23 protein-coding genes and 1 pseudogene are annotated in these 23,826 nt (G+C 43.0%); 11 read left to right on the top strand and 13 right to left on the bottom strand.

What is annotated here, in order from left to right:
* Positions 1-15: 15 nt before the first annotated feature.
* Positions 16-1,629, bottom strand: a complete 1,614-nt coding sequence (locus AACX33_RS18915; protein WP_194000395.1) for a sensor histidine kinase — start codon at positions 1,627-1,629, stop codon at positions 16-18.
* Positions 1,630-1,753: 124 nt separating this feature from the next.
* Here AACX33_RS18915 and AACX33_RS18910 point away from each other — a divergent pair, with 124 nt between their 5' ends.
* The gene (locus AACX33_RS18910) at positions 1,754-2,311 is read left to right on the top strand and encodes a sugar O-acetyltransferase (RefSeq protein ID WP_193999999.1); all 558 of its coding nucleotides are present in this window, start codon (positions 1,754-1,756) and stop codon (positions 2,309-2,311) included.
* An 11-nt stretch (positions 2,312-2,322) separates the two neighbouring features.
* Here AACX33_RS18910 and AACX33_RS18905 read toward each other — a convergent pair whose 3' ends face one another.
* Both AACX33_RS18905 and AACX33_RS18900 read right to left on the bottom strand, forming a co-directional pair.
* Entirely contained in the window at positions 2,323-2,703 is a 381-nt protein-coding gene (locus tag AACX33_RS18905) for a calcium-binding protein (protein WP_193999997.1), read from the bottom strand.
* Positions 2,704-2,762: 59 nt separating this feature from the next.
* Positions 2,763-3,402, bottom strand: a pseudogene (locus tag AACX33_RS18900) (Uma2 family endonuclease).
* Positions 3,403-3,552: 150 nt separating this feature from the next.
* Here AACX33_RS18900 and rbsK point away from each other — a divergent pair.
* On the top strand, positions 3,553-4,551 hold the full coding sequence (rbsK, locus tag AACX33_RS18895; protein ID WP_193999994.1) for a ribokinase: 999 nt from the start codon (positions 3,553-3,555) through the stop codon (positions 4,549-4,551).
* A 167-nt stretch (positions 4,552-4,718) separates the two neighbouring features.
* On the opposite strand, the gene AACX33_RS18890 is transcribed toward rbsK, so the two are convergent.
* Positions 4,719-5,150, bottom strand: coding sequence for a nucleoside deaminase (locus tag AACX33_RS18890; RefSeq protein WP_193999991.1), 432 nt, complete (start codon positions 5,148-5,150; stop codon positions 4,719-4,721).
* 16 nt (positions 5,151-5,166) lie between these two features.
* Here AACX33_RS18890 and AACX33_RS18885 point away from each other — a divergent pair, with 16 nt between their 5' ends.
* Positions 5,167-6,090 carry a nucleoside hydrolase gene (locus tag AACX33_RS18885; protein ID WP_193999989.1) on the top strand — a complete coding sequence of 308 codons (924 nt, stop codon included), beginning with the start codon at positions 5,167-5,169 and terminating at the stop codon, positions 6,088-6,090.
* 251 nt (positions 6,091-6,341) lie between these two features.
* Here AACX33_RS18885 and AACX33_RS18880 read toward each other — a convergent pair whose 3' ends face one another.
* The gene (locus tag AACX33_RS18880; protein WP_193999986.1) at positions 6,342-7,631 is read right to left on the bottom strand and encodes a Glu/Leu/Phe/Val family dehydrogenase; all 1,290 of its coding nucleotides are present in this window, start codon (positions 7,629-7,631) and stop codon (positions 6,342-6,344) included.
* A 147-nt stretch (positions 7,632-7,778) separates the two neighbouring features.
* Positions 7,779-9,197 carry a folate/biopterin family MFS transporter gene (locus AACX33_RS18875; protein WP_193999984.1) on the bottom strand — a complete coding sequence of 473 codons (1,419 nt, stop codon included), beginning with the start codon at positions 9,195-9,197 and terminating at the stop codon, positions 7,779-7,781.
* Between the two features lie 272 nt (positions 9,198-9,469).
* Between AACX33_RS18875 and AACX33_RS18870 the strand changes: the two genes are divergently transcribed.
* From AACX33_RS18870 to AACX33_RS18860, 3 genes are read left to right on the top strand one after another with little or no spacing between them, the layout of a single operon-like run.
* Entirely contained in the window at positions 9,470-9,595 is a 126-nt protein-coding gene (locus AACX33_RS18870) for a hypothetical protein (RefSeq protein WP_265338667.1), read from the top strand.
* Between the two features lie 4 nt (positions 9,596-9,599).
* Positions 9,600-9,911, top strand: a complete 312-nt coding sequence (locus tag AACX33_RS18865) for a nucleotidyltransferase family protein (protein ID WP_193999982.1) — start codon at positions 9,600-9,602, stop codon at positions 9,909-9,911.
* The gene (locus AACX33_RS18860) at positions 9,908-10,249 is read left to right on the top strand and encodes a HepT-like ribonuclease domain-containing protein (RefSeq protein ID WP_193999979.1); all 342 of its coding nucleotides are present in this window, start codon (positions 9,908-9,910) and stop codon (positions 10,247-10,249) included. Before AACX33_RS18865 ends, AACX33_RS18860 begins: the two co-directional genes overlap by 4 nt.
* Here AACX33_RS18860 and AACX33_RS18855 read toward each other — a convergent pair whose 3' ends face one another.
* From AACX33_RS18855 to AACX33_RS18845, 3 genes are all read right to left on the bottom strand, one after another.
* Positions 10,250-11,407 (bottom strand): beta-ketoacyl-ACP synthase, encoded by a 1,158-nt coding sequence (locus tag AACX33_RS18855; RefSeq protein WP_193999977.1) that lies wholly within the window; start codon positions 11,405-11,407, stop codon positions 10,250-10,252. It abuts the gene before it with no gap.
* A gap of 135 nt (positions 11,408-11,542) precedes the next feature.
* The gene (locus AACX33_RS18850) at positions 11,543-12,334 is read right to left on the bottom strand and encodes a peptidylprolyl isomerase (protein WP_193999975.1); all 792 of its coding nucleotides are present in this window, start codon (positions 12,332-12,334) and stop codon (positions 11,543-11,545) included.
* A 141-nt stretch (positions 12,335-12,475) separates the two neighbouring features.
* The gene (locus tag AACX33_RS18845) at positions 12,476-13,072 is read right to left on the bottom strand and encodes a photosystem I assembly protein Ycf4 (RefSeq protein ID WP_194000393.1); all 597 of its coding nucleotides are present in this window, start codon (positions 13,070-13,072) and stop codon (positions 12,476-12,478) included.
* Positions 13,073-13,516: 444 nt separating this feature from the next.
* Here AACX33_RS18845 and psbD point away from each other — a divergent pair, with 444 nt between their 5' ends.
* The 3 genes from psbD to AACX33_RS18830 all read left to right on the top strand — a co-directional run bounded on the left by psbD (position 13,517) and on the right by AACX33_RS18830 (position 16,360).
* Complete coding sequence (gene psbD, locus AACX33_RS18840) at positions 13,517-14,575, top strand: photosystem II D2 protein (photosystem q(a) protein) (protein WP_227789186.1); 1,059 nt, start codon at positions 13,517-13,519, stop codon at positions 14,573-14,575.
* Positions 14,559-15,947, top strand: a complete 1,389-nt coding sequence (gene psbC, locus AACX33_RS18835) for a photosystem II reaction center protein CP43 (RefSeq protein ID WP_193997557.1) — start codon at positions 14,559-14,561, stop codon at positions 15,945-15,947. The genes psbD and psbC overlap by 17 nt, the downstream gene beginning before the upstream one ends.
* A gap of 227 nt (positions 15,948-16,174) precedes the next feature.
* Entirely contained in the window at positions 16,175-16,360 is a 186-nt protein-coding gene (locus tag AACX33_RS18830) for a PCP reductase family protein (protein WP_193997558.1), read from the top strand.
* A gap of 13 nt (positions 16,361-16,373) precedes the next feature.
* Here the strand turns inward: AACX33_RS18830 and AACX33_RS18825 are convergent, their stop codons facing one another.
* Positions 16,374-16,919 (bottom strand): shikimate kinase, encoded by a 546-nt coding sequence (locus AACX33_RS18825; RefSeq protein WP_193998007.1) that lies wholly within the window; start codon positions 16,917-16,919, stop codon positions 16,374-16,376.
* Positions 16,920-17,418: 499 nt separating this feature from the next.
* Between AACX33_RS18825 and AACX33_RS18820 the strand changes: the two genes are divergently transcribed.
* On the top strand, positions 17,419-17,613 hold the full coding sequence (locus AACX33_RS18820; RefSeq protein ID WP_193997559.1) for a hypothetical protein: 195 nt from the start codon (positions 17,419-17,421) through the stop codon (positions 17,611-17,613).
* A gap of 8 nt (positions 17,614-17,621) precedes the next feature.
* Here the strand turns inward: AACX33_RS18820 and AACX33_RS18815 are convergent, their stop codons facing one another.
* The 3 genes from AACX33_RS18815 to AACX33_RS18805 all read right to left on the bottom strand — a co-directional run bounded on the left by AACX33_RS18815 (position 17,622) and on the right by AACX33_RS18805 (position 21,758).
* Positions 17,622-18,338 carry a LapA family protein gene (locus tag AACX33_RS18815; protein ID WP_193997560.1) on the bottom strand — a complete coding sequence of 239 codons (717 nt, stop codon included), beginning with the start codon at positions 18,336-18,338 and terminating at the stop codon, positions 17,622-17,624.
* 54 nt (positions 18,339-18,392) lie between these two features.
* The gene (locus tag AACX33_RS18810; RefSeq protein WP_193997561.1) at positions 18,393-19,013 is read right to left on the bottom strand and encodes a UbiX family flavin prenyltransferase; all 621 of its coding nucleotides are present in this window, start codon (positions 19,011-19,013) and stop codon (positions 18,393-18,395) included.
* Positions 19,014-19,418: 405 nt separating this feature from the next.
* Positions 19,419-21,758: a ribonuclease R family protein gene (locus tag AACX33_RS18805; RefSeq protein WP_193997562.1), complete on the bottom strand. Its 2,340-nt coding sequence runs from the start codon at positions 21,756-21,758 to the stop codon at positions 19,419-19,421.
* Positions 21,759-22,880: 1,122 nt separating this feature from the next.
* Here AACX33_RS18805 and AACX33_RS18800 point away from each other — a divergent pair.
* Complete coding sequence (locus AACX33_RS18800) at positions 22,881-23,756, top strand: hypothetical protein (RefSeq protein ID WP_193997563.1); 876 nt, start codon at positions 22,881-22,883, stop codon at positions 23,754-23,756.
* Positions 23,757-23,826: the final 70 nt, after the last annotated feature.

The following is a 23,826-nucleotide window of genomic DNA, read 5'->3' as shown; positions in this document are numbered from 1 at the left end:
CTTGACTCCAGTCTGCTATGCATTTACTGGCTTTATCTGCTTAATAGGAATCTCAATCAAAAATTCTGTTCCCTTTCCAGGTTCAGAAACACACTCAATTTTTCCCCTATGCTTATTTACAATAATCTGGTAACTAATAGATAAACCTAAGCCAGTACCTTCACCTATAGGTTTAGTTGTAAAGAACGGTTCAAACAATCTATTTTTAACTTTCTCCGTTATTCCTGTAGCATTATCTTTAATGCTAATAATTACGCTTTTAGTCTCTTTAACTTGAGTATGGATAATAATTGAATTGGTGTATGGTTGAATCTCTCGATAATTATCTATTTTTTGTTGGCGTAAAGCGTCGATAGCGTTACTAATAATATTCATAAATACCTGATTTATTCCTCCTGCATAGCATTCCACAAGAGGCAAATTACCATAATTTTTAATAATTGCAATTTCCGGCTGTTCGTCCTGATCTTGAAGACGAGATTGCAAAATTGACAGCGTACTATCAATTCCTTCATGAATATTGACAAGTTTCATTTCCGCTTCATCAAGACGCGAGAAATTCCGTAGACTTAATACAATATCCCGGATACGCTCAGTACCAACTGCCATTGAGGATAATATTTTTGGCAAATCATCAATAATAAAATCTAAATCTATCTCCTCAATCAAAATATTTATTTCTGGATTGTAATTAGGATATCTTTGCTGATATTGGTTAATCAAATTCAGTAATTTTTGTGTGTATTCCCTCAAATGCATCAAGTTTCCATAAATGAAACTCACAGGGTTATTAATTTCATGAGCGACACCAGCGACTAAATGAGCCAGTGAGGACATCTTTGCAGTTTGAATCAGTTGTACTTGAGTTTGTTGCAATTCTTGCAGTGTCTGTTGTAGTTGAATATTTTTCTGTTTTAATTTTTCCGTTCTGGCCGCAACTTCTATTTCTAACCTATAATTAGTTTCTTCTAAAGCGGCTTGAAAATTTTTTTTTGCTTTTAAATATTTTTGTAATAAAATTAATACCAGAATCCATGCTGGAATCAGCATTGTTAAAGTTATAATAGAGCCGATAATAGCCCAAATCATTCTTTGGCGATACTCAGCAACTTTTCGTTGCAACGCCAGTGAGATATTACGGTTTCTTTGAGCAACACCATCAGCATAAATCTGTTTATGAGTTTGATATTCTTGGCTAGACAATAATAGTTGTGCAGCCTCTTTTTGATTTTTTTTAACTAAATCAAAGGATTCATATTCCATTGCAACTAACTGCTGATTAGCCGCATCAATTTTTTGAGCCTGATCATCTTCATAGGTTTCAGGAGCCAGTGTAATAGATTCTTTAATTGCCAAATCAAGTTGCGGTTCAAATTGGCGATATCGGTTTTCCCAAATAATGTTACCTGTCGCTGCATTCATCCGAGCTGACATGGTTAAGACTTCATCAAAATAAATAATTCTATCACTTATTGTTTGGAGTTTAAATTCTTGTTTAGTAATACTGTTGAAGTTATAATATGCTTGCCAGTTAAGCAAAACTTGAGGAATAAACAATAGTAATGTCAGGAATACTGTTACACTTACTAGCTGGGCGGGAGCAAATTTCAGCCTATTAAATAAATGCATTTCCCTAAGTTTGTTATATGGTAAATTCATATATGGTCATCCTAAATAAGTTGTAAAAATTGAAATTGTAAATTTTCCTAGTAGGAATAGTAAAATTTTATGTAATTGCGGTTAAAAATTTTTTATGGGAAAAACTGAGAAACAAAAAATGTTATCAGGTGAGTTATATCTGGCAGAAGATTCGGAATTAGTGTCAGAACAAAAACGAGCCAGTCGTCTCTTACAAATCTACAACACCACAACAGAAGAACAGGAGGTACAACGGAAACAAATTTTGCAAGAATTATTCGGAAAATTAGGCAATAAAGTAACCATTGTGCCACCCTTTCATTGTGACTATGGCAGCAATATTGATGCTGGCAATGGATTATATATGAATTATGGTTGTGTAATTTTAGACTGTAATTTAGTCACAATTGGTGAAAATGTCTTGTGCGCTCCTTACGTGCAGATTTATGCAGCTTACCATCCCACAGAACCGGAAATTCGTCTTTCTGGCAGAGAACTTGCTGCTCCCGTCAAAATTGGCAATAATGTTTGGATTGGTGGCAGTGCAATCATTTGTCCAGGAGTGACAATTGGCGACAACACTACTATTGGTGCTGGTAGCGTAGTTGTTAAAGATGTCCCTGCAAACGTGGTTGCGGCTGGCAATCCTTGCCGGATAATTCGGCATTTATAAATTGCTATTTTTTAGAATTTATAACCTCTAGCAAGCCAATAATGCCAATCTGCGATCGCCTCTTTAGTATCAGAATCAGTATTAATTGCTACTAGATCCGATAACTTCACAGAAAACAGGTCTTCATCCTGGCCATGGGGATAAACCACTTCCACATACATATCTTTTAAGCACTCATCGTCTGGTGCCATTCCCATTACTTCAACTTTTTTCTCCTCAACTGCGGATGTTTTGCCTGATTTCTTCGTCAACTTAGCCATAAATGGCACATTCAGGGTATCGTCGAGGTAGTTGTACCAACCCATTGCCCTGTCTTCTTGATTTTCAGCATCGACAATTATCTCTGTTTCAATGCGATGCTCTCTATTCTCGTCGCGTTCAACACTAGGCATAAGATAAAAGCTTATGTATGATGCACCTTGATATGGTATAGCTCTTTAGCGATCGCCTGTCAATTTTCACTCTGCTGTTTTACCCAATCACGGAAAGAGCGAATCATCGGTATTTCCCCAATTTTTAAATTTTCTTGCAAAAAAACGGGGAATTTCAGTAGTTAAAGGCAGATTAGCAAAAGTTGGCGAAACATCACAAGGAACATATCTACCCTCTCGCAACTGGTAAATCTGCATTACAGGTTCGTCATAACGCCAAACCTCTGGTACACCCAAAGCCTGATATATAGGAAGTCGGTCAACAGAAGCGCTGGTGTAGTCTACCTCAATTACTAAGTCAGGTGGGGGATCTTGGCTTAAATCGAGATTTTGCTTACTTCGCATCACAGGTTCATTCTGGATATAAAAACTCGAATCTGGTTCCACACCCCGCCTTAAATCTGGGCGCTTACAAGTCACAGAACCCGTGCTTTTCAGATTAAGATTGAGTTCCTCTGCTAGACTATCAATCAGCTTTTCTATCAGTCTTTTATTATGCTCATGGGGCATTAAAGGAGTCATAATTTCCAGTGTTCCGTGGTCATAAGCCAGTCGCGTCGCCCGATTATCCCCCATTTCTGCGAGGATAGTTTCAAAGGTATGCCAACTAATATTTGACAGTATGGCGCGTTGGGAATGAGTGGGTGCAGTCATCACCATAGGACTTATTCTCCGGTTTTCTACCAAGATATCAAAAAAATCAGCAGCCGAGCCTAACAAACACTCTGCGTACCTACCCTCCGGGTTCCGCTTGCGGTATGCGCTAAACTTTGCGTAACTTTGCGTTAAAAAAAATAAAATCCTCAAATCATGACCATTATCGTCTTCGGCAGCATCAATATAGACCTAGTAGCAACTACATCCAGATTACCAATTGCAGGTGAAACTATATTAGGAGAAGACTTTTTCAAAATACCAGGAGGCAAAGGAGCAAATCAAGCCGTAGCATTAGCGCGATTAGAAATTCCGACTCAGATAGTGGGACGTGTCGGCGCAGATAGTTTTGGTCCAGAACTTGTCCAAAATTTGCAAATTGCTGGTGTGAATACTGATAATATCTTCATTGATGAAACTGTAAGTTCTGGAGTTGCCATAATCACCGTAGATCATGCTGGTGAAAATCAAATTATTGTCATTCCAGGTGCAAATGGACGCGTTAATCAAGAAGATATCGAACGATTATCCCACTTATTCCCAACAGCTTCAGCACTGCTTTTACAACTAGAAATTCCCATTACTGCCGTAGTAGCAGCAGCCAAAGCCGCAAAAAATGCAAATATTCAAGTAATTTTAGATCCCGCACCCGCACAAGGGAATTTACCCGATGAACTTTATCGATTAGTCGATATTATTACACCCAATGAAGTAGAAGCAGGGCAATTGGTGGGTTTTTCTGTAGATGGAGAGGAAACGGCAATCAAGGCAGCTAAAGTTTTATTAGAACGGGGTGTGAAATGTGCGATCGTTAAACTAGGTGCAAAAGGTGCTATCTGTGCCACTGGTGAGGAAACATTTGTTGTCCCAGCTTTTCCAGTTCATGCTGTTGACACCGTTGCTGCTGGTGATGCTTTCAATGGTGGTTTAGCAGCCGCATTATTTACAGGACTTTCTTTACATCAAGCTATGATTTGGGCTTCAGCCGCAGGTGCTTTAGCCGCCACAAAAATGGGCGCACAAACTTCGTTACCTGATAAATTAACCTTTGATTCTTTTTTAGAAGAAAAGGGAGTAGGAGAAGCAGCGGGAAAAGATTGTAACTTCCCAATGACTAAGGGAGTATCCCAATTTGGTAAAAACATAGAAGACTAATGTAAAAAACCTATTAAACCCTCTTACCTTGGCGTTCTTTGCGTCTTCTCCCAAAGGGAGAGGCTAGCGCCAAGGCGGTTCGTTTTTCCATTCTTCTGTAAGCCAAAATCCTATAAATAAATTAAACTTGCACATTTGGGATGCTCCCAAAGACTAATGACTAATGACTACTTTCCAATATCTTCATTCCATAGTTCGGGATTAGTTTCAATAAACTCACTCATCATTTGTTCGCATTCATCAAGATTGAGATCAATTACTTCCACACCGTGAGACACCATAAATTCTTTAGCACCCGGAAAAGTTCTTGATTCTCCGGCGACAACTTTTTTAATGCCAAATTGCACCACTGCACCAGCGCACAAATAACACGGCATTAAGGTAGAGTAAAGTGTTGTACCCCTATAACTACCAACTCTCCCAGCATTGCGGAGACAATCTATTTCGGCGTGGGTAACAGGATCATCGTCTTGCACACGCTTGTTGTGTCCTCTACCGAGAATTTTGCCATCCTTAACGAGAATAGAACCGATGGGAATCCCACCTTCCTTTCTACCTTGTTTTGCTTGTGCGATCGCAGCTTCCATAAATTCATCCATTTGTTAATTCTCCTATATGTCTAAACAACTCGTATTAATGGATCATGATGGTGGTGTTGATGATTATTTAGCAACCATGCTGCTGTTAACGATGGAGCATATCGAAGTTTTAGGTATCGTCGTTACTCCAGCCGATTGTTATATTCAACCTGCTGTCAGTGCCACACGTAAAATTTTAGATTTAATGAAATTTTCTCACATCCCGGTGGCAGAAAGTACTGTACGCGGAATTAATCCTTTTCCTCCTCTCTACCGCCGTGATTCCTTTATTGTTGACCATCTCCCCATTCTCAATCAAAGGGAATTTATCAACACGCCTTTGGTTGCAGAAACAGGTCAAGATTTCATGATTCGGGTTTTGCGTGAAGCACCAGCACCAGTAACGCTGATGGTAACAGGGCCTTTAACGACAGTAGCAACAGCCTTAGATAAAGCACCAGATATTGAAGCGAAGATAGAAAAAATAGTTTGGATGGGAGGTGCATTGAATGTCCCTGGAAATGTCGAAAAAAGTTTAGAACCAGGACAAGATGGTTCCGCAGAATGGAACGTTTATTGGGATGCAGTTTCAGCAGCGCGAGTATTGCAAACTCAAATTGAAATAATCATGTGTCCTTTAGATTTAACTAATAATGTGCCTGTGACATCAGATTTAGTATCCAAAATGGGACGACAACGCCATTATCCTATATCTGATTTAGCCGGTCAATGTTATGCCTTAGTTATTCCCCAAGATTATTATTTTTGGGATGTCCTAGCTACGGCTTACTTAGGACACCCAGAATTTTATCAATTGCGTGAATGGGAAATAGAAATTATCACCACTGGTTTGAGTCAGGGACGAACTAAGGTCGTCGCTGGGAAACGGAAAGTTTATGCGATGGATAAGGTAGATAAGGATGCTTTTTATGCTTATATTTTGCAGCAATGGGCGCGATGAAAAAGAGGCAAGGGAGCAGGAAGTAAGGGGGATAATTCAGATAAGGATTTGTCATTAGCGGGCAAGATGCCCGCACCACAAGCCAATTTGGTATATTTTTTTATTTGTAAGAACCCAAGCATAATTGTAAGCGGGAATAAGATTTCCACTCACAATAACTAGACATTTGGTGAAAATCAAATATGCGCGATCTAAAACTTTTGTAGAGACGTTCCATGAAACATCTCTACATTTTTTGTCGGAGATGTTGACTAAGGATAAAGACCTCTATCAGCCAGCGCCTTGGCAACTCTACCCACGCCCAAAGTATAAGCTGCTAATCGCAGAGGAATTTGCCTAATCTTTGACTGCTGAATTACGTGTTGATAAGCTTGTACCATTAACTTTTCCATTTCATGATTAACACGTTCTTCATCCCAAAACAGATAAGAAAGACCCTGCACCCACTCTAAATAACTAACAACCACACCCCCAGCATTGGCTAAAATATCTGGTAGCACTGTCACACCATGCGCTTCTAGAAATTGGTTAGCCTCCAAAGTCACTGGACCATTAGCAGCTTCGGCAATAATTTTGGCCTGTACCTGATTCACATTTTCTTTGGTAATTTGGTTTTCCAAAGCTGCTGGAATCAAGACATCGCAATCTAAAGTGAGTAAATCTGCATTGCTAATGGGTGTTGTTTGCGGAAAACCTGCAATACTTTTACGATTTTCGGCAGCGTAGGCTTTTAATGCCGGAATATCAAGACCATCTGGGGAATAAATACCCCCTGAACCTGTGGAGACAGCTAAAATCGTCGCTCCCGCTTCGTGTAATAATTCAGCTGCTGCACCTCCGACATTACCGAAACCCTGAATCACTACTCGCACTTCTGAAAGGGATTTACCTTGTTCGGCTAATGCTTCACGGACAATAATCATGACACCTCTGCCAGTGGCCATTTCCCTTCCCAAGGAACCACCAATGGAAAGGGGCTTACCTGTAACCACTCCGGGGACAGCATGACCAACGTTTACAGAATAAGTATCCATCATCCAAGCCATCTCACGGGCGGAAGTACCCATATCTGGTGCGGGAATGTCTACAGAAGGGCCAATGTCTTTAATTAATTCGCTGATATAACGACGACTGATTCTTTCTAGTTCGCCGACACTGTAACTTTTAGGGTTGATGGCTATACCTCCCTTCGCACCGCCATAAGGTATGCCTAATAACGCACATTTCCAAGTCATCAGCATGGCTAAGGCGGAAACTTCTCGCAAGGTCACAGCCGGATGGTAACGAATTCCTCCCTTATAGGGGCCTAAAATATCAGAGTGCTGCACCCGATGTCCCGCAAGAACCTGGATTTCTCCATTATCTAGCTTTACGGGTACGGAAACTGTCACTACTTTGCGCGGATTGCTGAGTATTGCCAATACTCCTTGATCTAGCTTTAATTCTTTACCTGCTGCGTCTAAGTAACTACAAGCTTGATCAAACGGGCAAATATGTGCTGGAGTAGCAGCTTCCCAGGGCAACGGAGATGTCAATACCATAAAATCTTCTCCTAGTCGCGGTATCTTCGCGTACCGGATATATATCCGTCTATTTTATCCTAGACTAGGAAAATAATTAATGAATTTGTAGTTTTTGTTACATTTTTTTTAGTAAAGAGTGGTAACGCAAAAACTATCTGGATTAAATTATTGGGGTGTTTCTGATTCAATGGGTATCAAATTAGGTAAAAATGCTTCTTCTCCATTGGTGACCATAGCTGGTTGTAATGTCAGTAAATCGCTTTGTGGGTCGTTAGCAGGTAACCAACGAATGAAGGGTAGTGGTAATAGTGTGCTGAGGTTTGTGATAATTACTAATAGCCACAGTAATTCAAAGTTAGTTTCGGTGATACCCAGCCAATGCATGATGATGGCTCCAAATTCATAAGAAACCATTCCTGCTAAGTTGGAAACGGACATGAGTACAGCAAATAATGTGGCTTCTACTCCTGGGGGACATAATCTCGCTGCTAATACTAATACTGGCATATAGGCGATTTGTCCCATAACAGTGAGGATGAGGCTATCTCCTAAACTAAACCAGTGGTCGTCTATACCTAATGTTCGGTTGGTGTGAGTCACCAGCAGCAGCATTGTCATTCCCAAGACTGAGGAAAGCACTGTACTCCAAGCAAAAATGGTGCGGAATGACACACCTTTGAGGAAGCGTTGAAAAATCCAAATACCAATTAAGGAAGCACCACTTGTTACTAGTCTTACCCGTCCTAAAAATTCTGGTTGAAAATGTAGTTCGTTGGTGCTGAAGAAGAAAAAGGCAGAATCTGCTGTGGGGGTGGCTAACCAGACAAATACAAAGGCTGTGGGTAACCAAATGGCTTTTTGGGTGACTGCTTGGCGGAGTTGTTTGAGTTGATGTTTGGTGCTGAGAGGATTATTGCTGTGATTTTCTTGGGTATTTTTTCTAATTGGGGTTTCGGCGATTAACCAAGCTACTGCGGAAACGATGAGGGGAAATGAGGCGGTAATCCAAAATACTGTGCGGGTGGTGAAATGTTCTAGCAGCATTCCGCTAAAGTAAGCGGTGAGTAAACCCCCAAATGCGGAAGCACCCCAGCACAGAGATTGTAGTGAACCAGCAGATGCTTGAGATTCTACTCTGGCTCTTTCCACAACTAATGAGTCAACTATGACATCACTGACTGCGACCGAGAGTGAACCAAGGGCGATCGCTAATGTCGCTGCCCAGCTACTATGAACTATGGTGGCTAAACTTATCCAAGAAATTGCTCCTAATATCCCAGAGAGGATCAAATATGGTCGGCGACGGTAGCCAAATATAGGTAAGCCATCGGAAATAAAGCCAAACACCGGCTTGATAATCCAAGGTAAGGCGACTATTCCGAATAATGCTGACACTTGAGCCGGACTCAGTAGCAATTCATCTTTGAGAAAAAAGCTGACAGCTAGACGCGCCAACCCTAAAATTCCTTGGACAAAGTAGACGGTAAGAATTGCAATTAACTCGGCGCTGGGTTCATGACCGAAGAAAATTTTTTCTTTGAGTGAGTCTTTGACTTTGGTCAAGCCAGGGAAGTCAATCACCATTTGATAAATATTTTTGAAGTTTTATTTACTTTTCTATCATATCCGTTTCTCAGAATCTAGGTTTTGGTGAGGGCGATCGCCCTGATTAGGGGACGAGTCGGGACACCCATCCCACAATCAAATCCTGGGTGAGTAGAATCACTTGCTTTAATAATGAAAAATTTGGCACAATAAAGCTAATTTTCCTAGCGCCAATTCAAAAACCATGCCTACGAATGGTAAAATCCTCCGTCAAAGCTATAAAATTATCTACATCTTAGGAAGTGGCGGATTTGGCGACACCTAATTTAGCAGAAAATATAGACTTACTCAAGCATCCCAAGTGTATAGTCAAACACCTCAAGCCCAACTCCGACCCCGCAGTATTACAAACCGTTAGAAGATTATTTGATAACTGAATCTATGGCAGAAGATGAAAAAACAGGCTTAAAACAATTGCTCCACGAAAAACGAGAAGAAATTTTGAGGATTGCGACTCAACATGGAGCTTATAATTTGCGGCTTTTTGGTAGTGTAGCCAGAGGCGAAGAAACAGAAGCAAGTGATATTGATTTTTTAATTGATTACGATTTAGATAAAATCTCTCCTTGGTTTCCAGGTGGTTTGATTTCAGATTTAGAACATCTCTTGAATCGTAAAGTTGATATTGTTACACCTAACTCATTACATGATTTAATTCGAGATAAAGTTTTTCATGAGGCTGTCTATCTATGAAAGATAGTCGGGTTTATTTGATTCATATTCGAGACTGCATTACCAGGATTAAGCAATATACATTTGACGGTAAAGAAGTATTTTATAAAGATATAAAAACTCAAGATGCAGTGTTAAGGAATCTTCAAATAATGTGTGAGTCTGTACAAAAACTCCCACCAGATTGGAAAAATCAATACCCGGAAATCGAATGGAATAACATTGCTGGATTTCGGAATAGATTAACTCATGAATATTTGAATGTAGACCTTGATATTATTTGGAGTGTGATTGAAAATTATTTGCCAGGTTTAGAAATAACAGTTGAAGCAATGGCACAAAAATTTTGGAATATTTAACTAAAATTTACTCAAGGCGATCGCAGCATTTTGACCCCCAAAGCCAAAGCTGAAACATAACACTCTCTGCACTGCACTTTCACGCGCCGCTATTACCAGATTTAAATCAAATTCCGGTGTTTGCAATCCTACGCAAGGTGGTAATATTTTTTGCTGCATAGCTAAAAGCGAAAATGCCACACCTAAAGCTCCTGATGCTCCTAATGTATGACCTGTAGCGCCTTTGGTGGAACTTATTGCTACTTTATTGGGAAATATATTCTGGATAATTTTACTCTCTACTCTGTCATTTAGGAGAGTGGCTGTACCATGAGCGTGAATGTAATCAATATCGGCTGGGGTGAGGGAACTGCGTTTTAAACATTGCTGAATTGCTGCGATCGCACTTTTCCCATTTGGTTCCGGTTTATTAGTATGATATGCATCTGCTGTCAAGCTAAAGCCAAGAATCTTACCATAAATTTTAGCTTGACGTTGCTGTGCTAATTCTGCCGATTCCAAAATAAACACCGCCGCACCTTCACCTAATACTAAGCCTTCCCGATGCAAATCAAAGGGATAAGCCCCAGTATTTGCCAAAGCGCCCATTTGTTGAAACCCTGACAAGGTGAGGGGTGTAATGGGGGCTTCTACAGCACCTGCGATCGCACGTTGACATTGCCCAGTTTTGATTAATAAAGCGGCTTGAGCGATCGCCCCAATACCAGTAGCGCAAGCAGCCATCGGTGCTAAAACTATACCAGTTGCACCAATTTGTCTAGCAGCTGCGATCACGCTCATATGAGGTAAAAAATCTAACCAATTATCTAAGACTACATCCCCCTGATTTAAAACAGTTTCGGGGGTATGATTTCCATACATTTGCCGCGCTAGCAACTCCCAAGAACCCTGATGACTGCGACTTGAGCCAATGACCACAGCACAATCAGGTAAAGGTGAAACTAATCCAGCGTCTTGTAATGCAGCAGCGACAACCTGCTGAGTCAAAATTCTTAATTCAGCAGGTTGCTTACCAATCAAACCCAGAGGATATGCTTCCAGTTCGGAAAATGGTTGATACCTTTGAATACCAGATTTACCTGCGATTAACTTTTGCCAGCTATCCTCTAAGCTTGTGCCTAAAGCTGAGACTAAACCAATACCAGTAATAACAACCAATTTGGGACATGGGGAAAGGGGACTGGGGAATGGGGATTTGGGAACTGGGAACTGGGGATAAAGGACTGAGATTGAGCAGTTTCTTCCCCCCTGCACCCTGCACCCTGCACCCCTGCCTCTTCCCCCTACTCCCTCTTACTCAGGAGTTTTGAGATTTTCCGCGCCTTGAGTGACTTTAGCTGACTCAATGCGATCGCCTTGCTTAATTTTGTTAACTACATCAAAGCCTTCGGTAACATTACCAAAAACGGCGTAGCTACCATCCAGGAAAGCTAAATCTGCTAGGGCAAAGTAAAACTGTGAGGAAGCAGAATCGGGCATTTGCGATCGCGCCATAGCTACCGCACCGAGTTTATGCTGTAACTGAGGTGGCTTCGTCACACGAGCCGATTCCAAAGTCTTGCCATAAATAGGGCTTTCTTCGCCTTGTGGCTTAATTTCCAAGGGTATACGGCGTTCAGTCCCAATTTTGGGGTCAATGTAACCACCAGTTCCCAGTCTACTTACTGGAACGTTCGGGTCTTTACTTTGAGGATCGCCCCCTTGAGCTACAAAAGGTTGGGGATCGCGCACAACTCGATGGAAAACTAACCCATCGTACACACCTTTTTGGACTAAATCGACGAAGTTACCAGCTGTAATTGGGGCATTGGTGCCGTCTACCTCGATAGTAACCGGGGAACCGTTAACCATCATCACCACAGTAGCGTTACCTTCGAGCCGTGGTAAATCTTTCATTCCAGGAACACTCTCATTTATAGTTTCAGATACTGATGTTGTATCAGTCGTTGTCGTCGTATTTGTATCACCTGCTGTCGAGTTGGGAGAAACAGAATCAGAAGTCATCTCCCGATCTAAACATCCTCCCAAGGTCAAAGCACCGACTATCAAAAATACAACCAGAAATTGTGAAATTTTTAACCGCATAGTCAGTTACAGATTCAACCAGAGTATCTTATCTTTTTAGGGGACTGGGGATTGGGGATTAGGGATTAGGGATTGGGTATTGGGGATTGAGATGGAGAATTTTCTTCCCCCCTGCACCCTGCACCCTGCACCCCTGCTTCTTCAAAGTCCTTCCAGAGGTACTCCCAAAAAGCGGGCTAACTCAGCACCTGTAGTTTCCAACTCTGCTAAAGATAAGGGTTGACCTACCCGTGTGAGGGGTATATCTCGCCGACCCTTGACGCGTAGGTAGAGAGCGCGACGGGGATTCAGACCTTCTTTAATGTCTATTCGGACACACTGCACGTCTTGAGTATAGCTATCGATTTCAATGCGACGGTTTTTGCCGGGAAATCCCCAACGAAAAATTTTTATCCTACCAGTTTCCTGATTGAAATCGTTGTAGCCGCCGCCTACATCCCATAAAACAACTAGCCATAAATATGAGGCTAAAAGTAAGCCTACAGTGCCATATAACCCCATAACTAGTCCTTGGGGTACAAATATCAGTTGAGTTGCATCGGTAACTAGGAGAAAATTTACTTTCAAGTAACTAGATATCCCAGCCAAAAAGAAGCCTGTGGCTCCCAATGTAACGATAGTTGCCCACCAGTAGTTGCTGAACCGACGAGAACCCAGAACATTTTGATGTAGGGTACTTGCAGGTTTGCGATCGCCATTGGGCGAATCACCTTTGTTAATTGTTGTTGATGCCGTCATTGAACTACCTTGGCCCGTGAGTTCTTCCCTATTCAAGTCTGCCATTTTAGGAGCTTTTCGTGCAAGTTGGGTAGTTAAACTTTTAAGATTTCTGAGAAAAGTTGTGTCAGATTGTTAAAATTCTGATATTCATAATAAGTAATAGGTTTGTGTTTAATACCCAATTTACTCAAGTCGATTGGACGAAAACTCCAACTAATGTGATAAGTTAAGAATCATTAAGTTACCACAAGCTAAACAATTAGCCAATGGTACGTGTAATGTCATAACTCTGAGAAATTCCGATCATCAAGACGGTGAACTCTCACATTCTCAGATGCTTTCAGGCCGCTGAGATTGACAAAAAAACGTTAATTCCTCGTTGCAGTCGCATTAAGTCGGAAAAATTGCCGACAGCGTTGCTTCAAAAACGTTGCAATTTTAGTAAAAGAGGATTTTAGTTCAATGACCATCGCAGTTGGACGCGCCCCTAGTACAAGAGGGTGGTTTGACGTATTAGACGACTGGTTAAAGCGCGATCGCTTTGTATTCGTAGGCTGGTCAGGAATATTACTATTTCCTTGCGCTTACCTAGCATTAGGCGGTTGGCTGACCGGTACAACATTCGTCACCTCCTGGTACTCCCACGGATTAGCATCATCTTACCTGGAAGGAGCTAACTTCCTCACAGTTGCAGTTTCCACCCCACCAGACAGCTTGGGACACTCCCTACTACTGTTGTGGGGACCCGAAGCTCAAGGCGACCTCACCCGTTGGTTCCAATTGGGTGGATTGTGGCCATTCGTCGCCCTACACGGAGCCTTTGCATTAATTGGCTTCATGTTGCGCCAATTTGAAATTGCCCGTCTTGTAGGCATTCGTCCATACAACGCTCTAGCCTTCTCTGCCCCCATTGCGGTATTCGTCAGCGTCTTTCTGATGTACCCCTTGGGACAGTCAAGCTGGTTCTTTGCACCTAGCTTTGGTGTAGCGGCAATTTTCCGTTTTCTACTATTCCTACAAGGTTTCCATAACTGGACACTCAACCCCTTCCACATGATGGGTGTAGCAGGTGTTCTCGGTGGTGCGCTATTGTGTGCCATTCACGGAGCTACAGTAGAAAATACTTTGTTTGAAGACGGTGAAGCTTCTAACACCTTCCGCGCCTTCAACCCCACCCAAGCTGAAGAAACCTACTCAATGGTGACAGCAAACCGTTTCTGGTCACAGATTTTCGGGATTGCATTCTCCAACAAACGTTGGTTACACTTCTTCATGCTATTTGTGCCAGTCACTGGCTTATGGATGGCATCAATTGGGATTGTCGGTTTAGCACTGAACCTGCGGGCTTATGACTTCGTTTCCCAAGAATTACGGGCAGCAGAAGACCCAGAGTTTGAAACTTTCTATACCAAAAACATTTTGCTGAACGAGGGTATCCGCGCTTGGATGGCTCCTCAAGATCAGCCACACAAACAATTCGTATTCCCAGAGGAGGTTCTACCGCGTGGTAACGCTCTCTAATAGACCAACTGTATTAGGCGGCGGACGTGACCAAGAATCCACAGGCTTTGCTTGGTGGTCTGGTAACGCTCGTTTAATTAACTTATCTGGTAAACTGCTTGGCGCTCACGTAGCCCATGCTGGTTTGATTGTATTTTGGGCGGGAGCGATGACTTTGTTTGAAGTCGCTCACTTCATTCCGGAAAAACCCATGTACGAGCAGGGCTTGATCCTGCTACCTCACCTCGCCACCCTTGGATGGGGCGTTGGTGCTGGTGGTCAAATTTTCGACACCTTTCCCTACTTTGTTGTTGGTGTACTTCACCTGATTTCTTCAGCTGTACTGGGTTTTGGCGGTATCTATCATGCTGTCCGTGGCCCAGAAACCTTAGAAGAATATTCCTCCTTCTTTGGCTATGACTGGAAAGACAAGAACAAGATGACTAACATCATCGGGTTCCACCTGATCATCCTGGGATGTGGTGCGCTCCTGTTGGTGCTGAAGGCAATGTTCTTTGGCGGTGTTTACGATACCTGGGCCCCAGGTGGTGGTGATGTTCGTGTAATTACTAACCCGACATTAAACCCGGCTGTAATCTTTGGTTATCTGATTAAGGCTCCCTTCGGTGGCGAAGGTTGGATTATCAGCGTCAATAACATGGAAGATATCATCGGTGGTCACATCTGGATTGCCCTGATGTGTATTTCTGGTGGTATCTGGCACATCTTCACCAAGCCTTTTGCATGGGCGCGTCGTGCGTTCATCTGGTCTGGTGAGGCTTACCTTTCCTACAGTTTGGGCGCTCTTTCTTTGATGGGCTTCATCGCCTCTGTCATGGTTTGGTTTAACAATACTGCTTATCCCAGCGAATTCTTTGGTCCTACTGCTTCTGAAGCTTCTCAAGCTCAAGCTTTGACCTTCTTGATTCGTGACCAACGCTTAGGTGCTAACGTCGGTTCTGCACAAGGCCCCACAGGTCTGGGTAAATACCTGATGCGCTCTCCTACTGGTGAAATCATCTTCGGTGGTGAAACCATGCGCTTCTGGGATTTCCAAGGCCCTTGGTTAGAGCCTTTACGTGGTCCTAACGGTCTTGACTTAGATAAAGTCAAGAATGATATTCAACCTTGGCAAGCACGTCGTGCTGCTGAATACATGACTCACGCTCCTTTGGGTTCTTTGAACTCTGTAGGTGGTGTGGCTACCGAAATCAACTCTTTCAACTACGTATCTCCTCGTGCTTGGTTGGCTACCTCTCACTTTGTGTTAGGTTTCTTCTTCCTGATTGGTCACCTATGGCACGCGGGTCGCGCTCGCGCCGCTGCTGGTGGTTTTGAAAGAGGAATCAACCGTGAGACTGAGCCAGTTATGTTCATGGATGACATTGACTAGGTTGAAAAATTTATTTGATCACTGACAATCAAATGCTTTACTAGCCCTTGTTGAACAACAGGGGCTTTTTTGTCTGGTCTGGGATGTGGCACAATCAAATTAACTGCACAAGCAATAAATAGTTATAGCAACCGCCAAGGAGGTTAAGACATAAACGGATCATCAAACTTAGACACCAAAAGGGTTATAACCCACTCCCCACTCCCTACTCCCTACTCCCCAGCTATATGAGCGATTCAAATTTTACAGAAGCTTTGGGCTGGACATCAGAAGCTCAAGAAAAATTGCAGAATATTCCCTTTTTTGCTCGTTCCCAAGCTAAAGCCCGAATTGAACAGTTAGCACGTCAAGCCGAGAAAAAGGTGGTGACAGCCGATTTGGTTGAACAGGCTAGGCTGGAATTTGGACAGTAGCAATGCTCGATGTTCACTGAGAAACTTGTGGTTTGAGAACGCTGGGAATTGCCTCTATGACTCTGTGAGCAATTTCTTCAGGTGTTTCTGCTTCTCTGACAGTGATTTTGAGGTCAGCTTGAGAGTAAAGTGGTGTGCGTTGTTCGAGAAGCGATCGCAATTTACCTTTGGGATCAGCATCTTGTAATAATGGTCTTGTGGTATCCTCTGCCAAACGGGTGTAGAGTAATTCCACTGGCACGTCTAGCCACACAACTAAACCGTGGTGTAAGTAACTCCAGTTTTCTGGCCGTAACACGATGCCTCCACCTGTTGCTACAGTCAACCGCGTATAAGCACACACTTGTGCCAATACATCGCTTTCTAACTGGCGAAATGCTGTTTCACCTTCTTCAGCAAAAAGCTGATTGATGGATCTTCCTGCTGATTGGGTAATTACATCATCGGTATCTAAAAACCTATAACCCAGATGATTAGCGAGTAATTGTCCTACCGTAGTTTTACCAGCGCCCATCATGCCAATTAAATACAGGTTGACTCCTTGCAATAAGCTGCTCACCAGTCGTTTCGCTCCAGTTAGGGTTAATTTCACTATTATCCTAACTTCTAAAATGACTTTGATTTAATTTAGTTGCAGCCATGACCTTACTGTGTTGTATCTAATATCACAGGAGTAATATTTTCACAAGACAAAATCATACAATTTGGTCATTTTTGCTTAAGTATATTTAATGATTCTATAAAATTGCATAAAGTTTCCGTGAAACTTTATGCAGACAAATCCTGTCAATACAAAGCAACAGGACTCTCTCTGGTGGGAAATTTTAGTTGTACAGAATACTATGTTTTTTTAACAGCACAGTATTAAACTGCTGAAACTTAGTTATAGCAAGCTGCCATCAATAATTTTAGCAAATCTAAGTGTAAAAGGTGACTTGTTGTTTAACTTTTCATCAATGAATCTCATCAACTTGGAAGTCCCTTAGTGACAGCAGTCACTGCATATCCCACCAGAGTCAGACCAAATAAATCAATGTGGTATGAGTGAGGCATCAACAATGACTCGAATTCGTGACTTAGTACAACAAGCTTTAGCAACAAGCTACCTGAGTGTTGAAGCAGAAAACCAACTACGGCATCTGTTGACTACCCAGTATGACTTGGAAGATTTCAATGCTTTCATGACTTTGCAAGAGGCAGCTATGAACGGCAAGGTCAAGCAGGAGTCTCGTGAGCGTGTACTGTCTCAGTAATTCCCAGCTTACTTACGTGGCGGCTCATCTTCATTCTCAAAATTGTCGTCTTCAAAAAACTTCCAATCATCGTCATCATCATCGGCTTGTTCATCGACTTGGTTAGTAGTCGGTGGTTCAGAAGGAGGGATGATTACCCGGTAATCAGCATCATAAACGGATTCAGTTTTTCCTACCGCAGTATTTTTTGGCTCACGATAGTTGTAGGAATAAACCGAACCAGATTGGGAACGGCTTTGAGGTTCTTGTTGGCGTTCGTAGCTTTGAGAGTCTCGAACTGGTGGAGTTTGAGGAATCGGGGTGGGTGCTTCTCGTTGCTGTTGATCAAAGTCCCAATCATCATTTCTCGGATCATTTGTCTCCCAATCGTCAAATTCGTGACTGGTATCGGATTCTTTTGTACTAGCTGCGGTCGAAGGTCTATAGGTTTGTGGTTGAGGTTCTTCCCTAGATGTCGCTTTCGCACGGGGTGAAGTTCCGGCTGATTTATTAGGTCTTTGGCGTTGTGGTTCCCCAAAATAATTTGATACCTTCAGCAAGGTAGTAATCAGTAGGGATGTCAAAGCACCAGCAGCAGTACTAAAAAAAATCCACATCGCCAGGGGTAATGGTAGAGTTCGCACACCCAAAAATACGAGCGCTAGGACAGGCGACCAATTTTGAACTAACAACAGTGAGAGTATCCCTAGTACTGCCACCAATAGAATTAAGCGAATTACAGCCATAGAAAAGGCAAAACTCAAAGTTACTCAATCAAAGCCAAAGGCAAAAGGCAAAAATTACTTACTTCCTTGCCAACGCTGAATCGGAATGCAATCAATATCTAGTTGATCTAAAGCACGAGCAACTACAAAATCAACTAAATCCTCAATGCTTTGAGGATTGTGATACCAAGCCGGAATGGCTGGGACAATTCTGACTCCAGTTTCTGCCAAAGTTGTTAAGTTTCGCAGGTGAATCAGGCTAAATGGCGTTTCACGGGGAACGATGACTAGCTTTCGCCCTTCTTTAATCTGGACATCCGCAGCTCGTTCTAGTAAGTCGGAACTTAAGCCCCCTGCTATCTTCGCTACTGTACTCATGCTACATGGCATAATAATCATCCCCAATGTGCGAAAAGAACCACTGGCGATTCCGGCTCCCACATCACCCCAAGGATGGCAGCGTAATTTACCCCCAACAGTTACTCCAGCTTGTTCTCGCCAGAATTGCTCTTGTGCGGTTGGTTCAGCTGGCATTCGAGTTTCCTGTTCGCTGGCCCAGACCATGTAAGTTGATTTAGAGGCTACTAGTTCAATTTCATAGTCGGCTGCGAGCAGATATTTGAGGGCGTGAACGGCGTAGATGAGACCAGATGCACCAGATATGCCTAATATAAGGGGTTTGGAGTTGTTTGACACGGGGCTTTTAGTAAAGTTTATCTTAGTGTTCCTGACGGTGTTCTCGTAAAACCGCCCAAGTTTTTCCAGAGTTGGCGATCCTGCAACATCGACTCTCGAAAAAACAAAAGCGGTCGAATAATTACGAGAAACAGCGCGTCAAGGTGTCAGCCTGCACTCACCACTGGCGAGAGTGTGGGAGGATGTCAAAAAAAATCAAAGGGACAGGGGAAACTCCAGAGATAAATTTAGGGGCGGAAAACAATGACGCATTATTGCTTGTGCAAATCATCTCGTTGACGCGGAGCGGCTTCTCTAGGAGTAATAAATATTTTTCCTTTGAGCATAAATAAATTTAGGGTCTTGAAACCCTTTTGGCACGGGATTTTTAAATCCCCCCGGCTCCCTGCTCCCCTGCCTCTTCGGTCACTCATCCTCTGCATATGTATCTAAGTTGCTGGGTAAGTAGATATCTGATGGGTCATTGTTGGTAGCATTGACACCCAAACCTTTAGCGACAAGATCACTGCTGACTGTGACTAAATCAATTTGCTGACGATAATAATCGACACTTTTAACTTGCACAGCTACGCGATCGCCTAGTCTGTAAGAAGCTCGATTTTTGCGCCCAAATAGTGCCTGTTGTCTGGCGCGATATTCATACCAATCATCTTTGAGGGAACTGACGTGTACCAGTCCTTCGACTCGTAAAGGTACGCTGATATCTTCTCCTGGAGTCGATTCGGCGGCTGGAACTTCAATTTCCACAAAGAAGCCATAGGATTGCACACCAGTAATTACGCCCTGGAAGACCTGACCGATGCGCTGTTTCATCAGTTGGGCTTTTTGCAGTCCAGCTAAATCAGCTTCGGCTTCTTGGACTTCTTTTTCTCTGTCGTTAATCTGGATGATTACCCGATTTAAATCAGTTTGGAGTTCTTGTTGCAATTCTGGCGGCAGAACGTTCCAGTTAATTTCGTTGTGAGAAGAGGAGTGACGCAGGTTTACCCGCTCTTTCACACGGGTATTGCGGCGATCGCGTCCATGCTCAATTAACCTATAATACACTCTTTGCATGAGCAAATCTGGGTATCGTCGCAGCGGAGAACTACAGTGAGTATATTGCTCTAGTGATAAACCAAAGTGTGTTCCTTTCGTGGTGTTGTAGGCAGCTGGCTTGAGAGTATCTTGTAATAAATAGGTCAGAACTTGCTCTGATGGGGATTCCGCAAAAGCCCCAGTTAAGTGCTGATAATCTAAAGGTTGGATATCAACTTCTGCTTCTAGTGTGAGTTCTACGCCCAAATTGATCGCTAATTTCAGCATTTCCTGAACATCTTCGGTATCGGGTGTACCTTGGACGCGCCAAATAGCGGGAATACCTAAAGCACTGAGATGTTTGGCCATGAGTTCATTCACCAGTAGCACGAACTCTGTCAAGAGCGATCGCACTGGTAAATCATTGACCAATACTGCGCCTAAGATCCCTTCATCATAATAGGGGTTTTGGTTAGGTGGTAGATTCAACTCCAAGCTGCCACGAGCTAGGCGCATTTGTTTCACCGCTTTTCGCAGTGTTTCTAGGTCTTGCAGAATCTCAATTACCTTGGGAATTTCGTCTTGAGTTTCACCTGTGAGAATGGCTTCTGCTTCTTGCCGACTCAGTGCTGCATCTACATTGATGACGCTGGGCTGAATTTCCCACTCCAAGGCTTCTCCAGACTGTGGATCAATGGCAATTAAGAAAGACAGAGCTAGGCGATCGCTTCCTTCTACAAATGCACAGCGTTCGGCCACACCTTCGGGTAACATGGGCAGCACTAAGTCTCCCAAATACACCGACTTGCCCCGCTTCACAGATTCTCTATCGAGAGGTTCGTCAGGGTGGACATAATGGGAAACATCAGCAATATGAAAGCCTAACAGCCAATGTCCTTCTGCTGTTTTTTCGAGACTGAAAGCATTTTCAATGAATTTGCTGTCAACATTTACACCGGCAATTGTCAGAGTAAATAAATTGCGTAAATCCAGTTTGTTTTTCAAGTCTGCTTTCAAGAGCCTTTTGGGCAACTTAGCAGCTGCGTCTAGAACTACGTCCGGGAAATTACGTGACAGGTCGTGCTTACAAGTTACCAAGTCTATATCAGCAGCAGCCTCGGCATCGCTACCCAGGATTTGTACCACTCGACCCAATGGGGGATATTGGGCTAGGGGATAACGCAGCACTTCCACATGGGCGAGGTGGTCAATGGCTTCTTCTAATTTCATGCCGTTTGTTTGGATTTTGAGTTCAAACAGCAATCGATCATCTAAGGGTACAGCCCGAAAACCGTTTTCTACTGGCTTAATTCGTGCCAGTAATGTGTGGTTGGAACGTTCCAGGATCAGCTTAACTTCTCCTTCTGGAGAACGGCGACGACTACCTTCCTTGAGGACTCTCACCAAAACGCGATCGCCATTCCAAGCATTACTCAGATGACTCTCACGAATATAAATATCCTCGGCTCCTTCCACATCTTGAATAGCAAAGCAAAAGCCTTTACTAGAACAACGGAGTTTGGCTTCAATAACACCTTCTTCGGCCACCCGGCGATATTTGCCGCGTTCTTTCACCAGAATTCCGATTTTTTCCAGAACTTCCAAAGCAATGTGAAGTTTTTGTAAACTAATTTCATCCTCGCAACCTAGTTTCTTTTCCAAAACTTTACGAGCAACCAATTTATCATCAGTGAAATTGGCAAGGAGTGTAGCGATAGAAAATTCCATGCAGTGAACCGACCTTTGGTCAAAACATCATTTTTCATTTAATCTGGCCCTTTGGGTGTATACCCTCTCCCTAGTCGCAGCATCTTACTTTGGGACAAGGGGAGACGCTGCGCTAACACGGCTGACAGACACGCTTTGCTGCTACGCAAAAGTCAAAAGACCTTTTTATCCGCTGACTTTTCAGGTCATGAGGAAAGATTATCGTATAACCTCAACCTCTAGCCCCTTTCCGACTTGAGAAGGGGGAAAATTTCAAATATCTCTCCTGACAGGGGAGAGGTTTGGAAAGGGGTTTTTGAGTTTCCATGAAAAGTCAGTTTTATTTGTAGCTTTCTCCCCAGGGGAGACGCTGTGCGTCAAGCCCTGCGGGCATCGCAGACAACGAATTGTTGTCAGATAGTCGGTTACTTCTGCTTAACTACACTATCTGGAAACGAATTGCCTGGAAACAGGGTTCCTCTTTCAAGCTAAGGAAGCCGACTCACCCTAACGGTTAGCCGCCTTGTCTTTACGAACCGCGCACTGCAAAATCATCTGGTGAGTTCGTCTGAGTATAAGCCCCTTCAACTAATCCAACTTAATACAGTACACCTGATTAGAATTTAGCCCCACTAGGTAATTACGCAACGAGTTTTAAAAGAGGCTGGGTTGGGATAACTCTCCACACAGACCGCAAGCGCTACCAGGGGAAACTACAAGTGTTTGATGGTCTAGATTTCAGGTACTTTCACCATGAGACTCTGATGTGTAAGTAGGATAAACTGCCGTACACCCGATTTTCCTATATGTAGAATCGGTAACAATCAGGTAAGCAGCTTAACAAGCAGTGAGGGCGAACCTTATCTCCATTATTGTAGATTTAGTGCGTACTTCCAGAAAATAATTTCGGATATAGAATTGGGTAATTAGTATAGCATTTAAACAGTGGCCACCTAGAGTTACTCAACCCACAGCTACTGCTATAATCGGGACACAACTGAGTGCTGAGTGCTGTTAGCGGGGCAGCCCGTCCTGAGTCCTGAGTCAGGAAGAAAATTTGATTTTTTCTTTTTTGGAGACACAGGAAAAAGTAGTCCACTTTTCCTTACAAAGCAGATTTAGATTGGTGGCAGTATTATGTTGATGTTAGCTCAATTCCAGAGCTTGTATCCCCAGGGCAGTATTATTACTGAATTAGTGCAAATTTTTCAAGGAAAATATATTGTCCGGGCTAGCGTGCAAATTGAAAACGTCACCCGTGCGACTGGCATGGCAGGGGCAGAAACCGTAGAAGTAGCAGAAGACAAAGCCAGAACTAGAGCATTAATGGTTTTGGGCATCAGCAATTCTCCACAGGCATCGGTAGAATTGGCTCCCCAAGAGACATCCCCAGTGCAGTTAAATTCTGCCTTGAACACCGCCAAGGTGAAATTGAACGAGCCTAATCAGGCTAGCTATTCCCCCGTTATAGATGAAGACTTTGGCAGTAGCCAATGGTCAGCACCCAATGACAGAGAAATATCTCTACCGCCTCTGAGTGAACAGAATCTCAAAACAGAGTCAGTACAAATTGACACAGAAATTGCTGAAAGCAGCGATACCTACAGCCAAGATTTAAATCAAAATGTTCCCTCAACTCACAACCGACACCTAGAATTCGATACCCCATTTCAAAACCGGGAAACGATGCCTGAAAACCAGTCGGAACGTCAGACATTTTCGGGAAATTTTGCGAGTAATGTCACACCTTTTACACCCCGCAGTTATAGTCCGCCAGAGAATGTGAGCAATCAAATATGGGAAGCTAAAAAAAAGAAGAAAAGTGAACCAGTGGATTTATCTGATGTCATTGCCAAAACAGATGTCGAACTTCAGCGCTTAGGCTGGACAGCAGAACAGGGAAGAGAGCATTTAATTAAAACCTACGGCAAGCGGGGACGCACTTTGCTAACGGAAGAAGAATTGCACAGTTTTCTCCAACATCTGGAGTCTCAGCCAGACCCAGTAGCGGGATTTTAATTAGGGAATGGGGAATGGGAAGATCAGAGGAAAGGGGGCAGGGTGCAGGGGGCAGGGGAGAAGCTCAGAG

Source organism: Nodularia sp. LEGE 04288 (assembly GCF_963896525.1).
Lineage (GTDB): Bacteria > Cyanobacteriota > Cyanobacteriia > Cyanobacteriales > Nostocaceae > Nodularia.
This window is presented reverse-complemented; position numbering and strand designations above follow the sequence as displayed.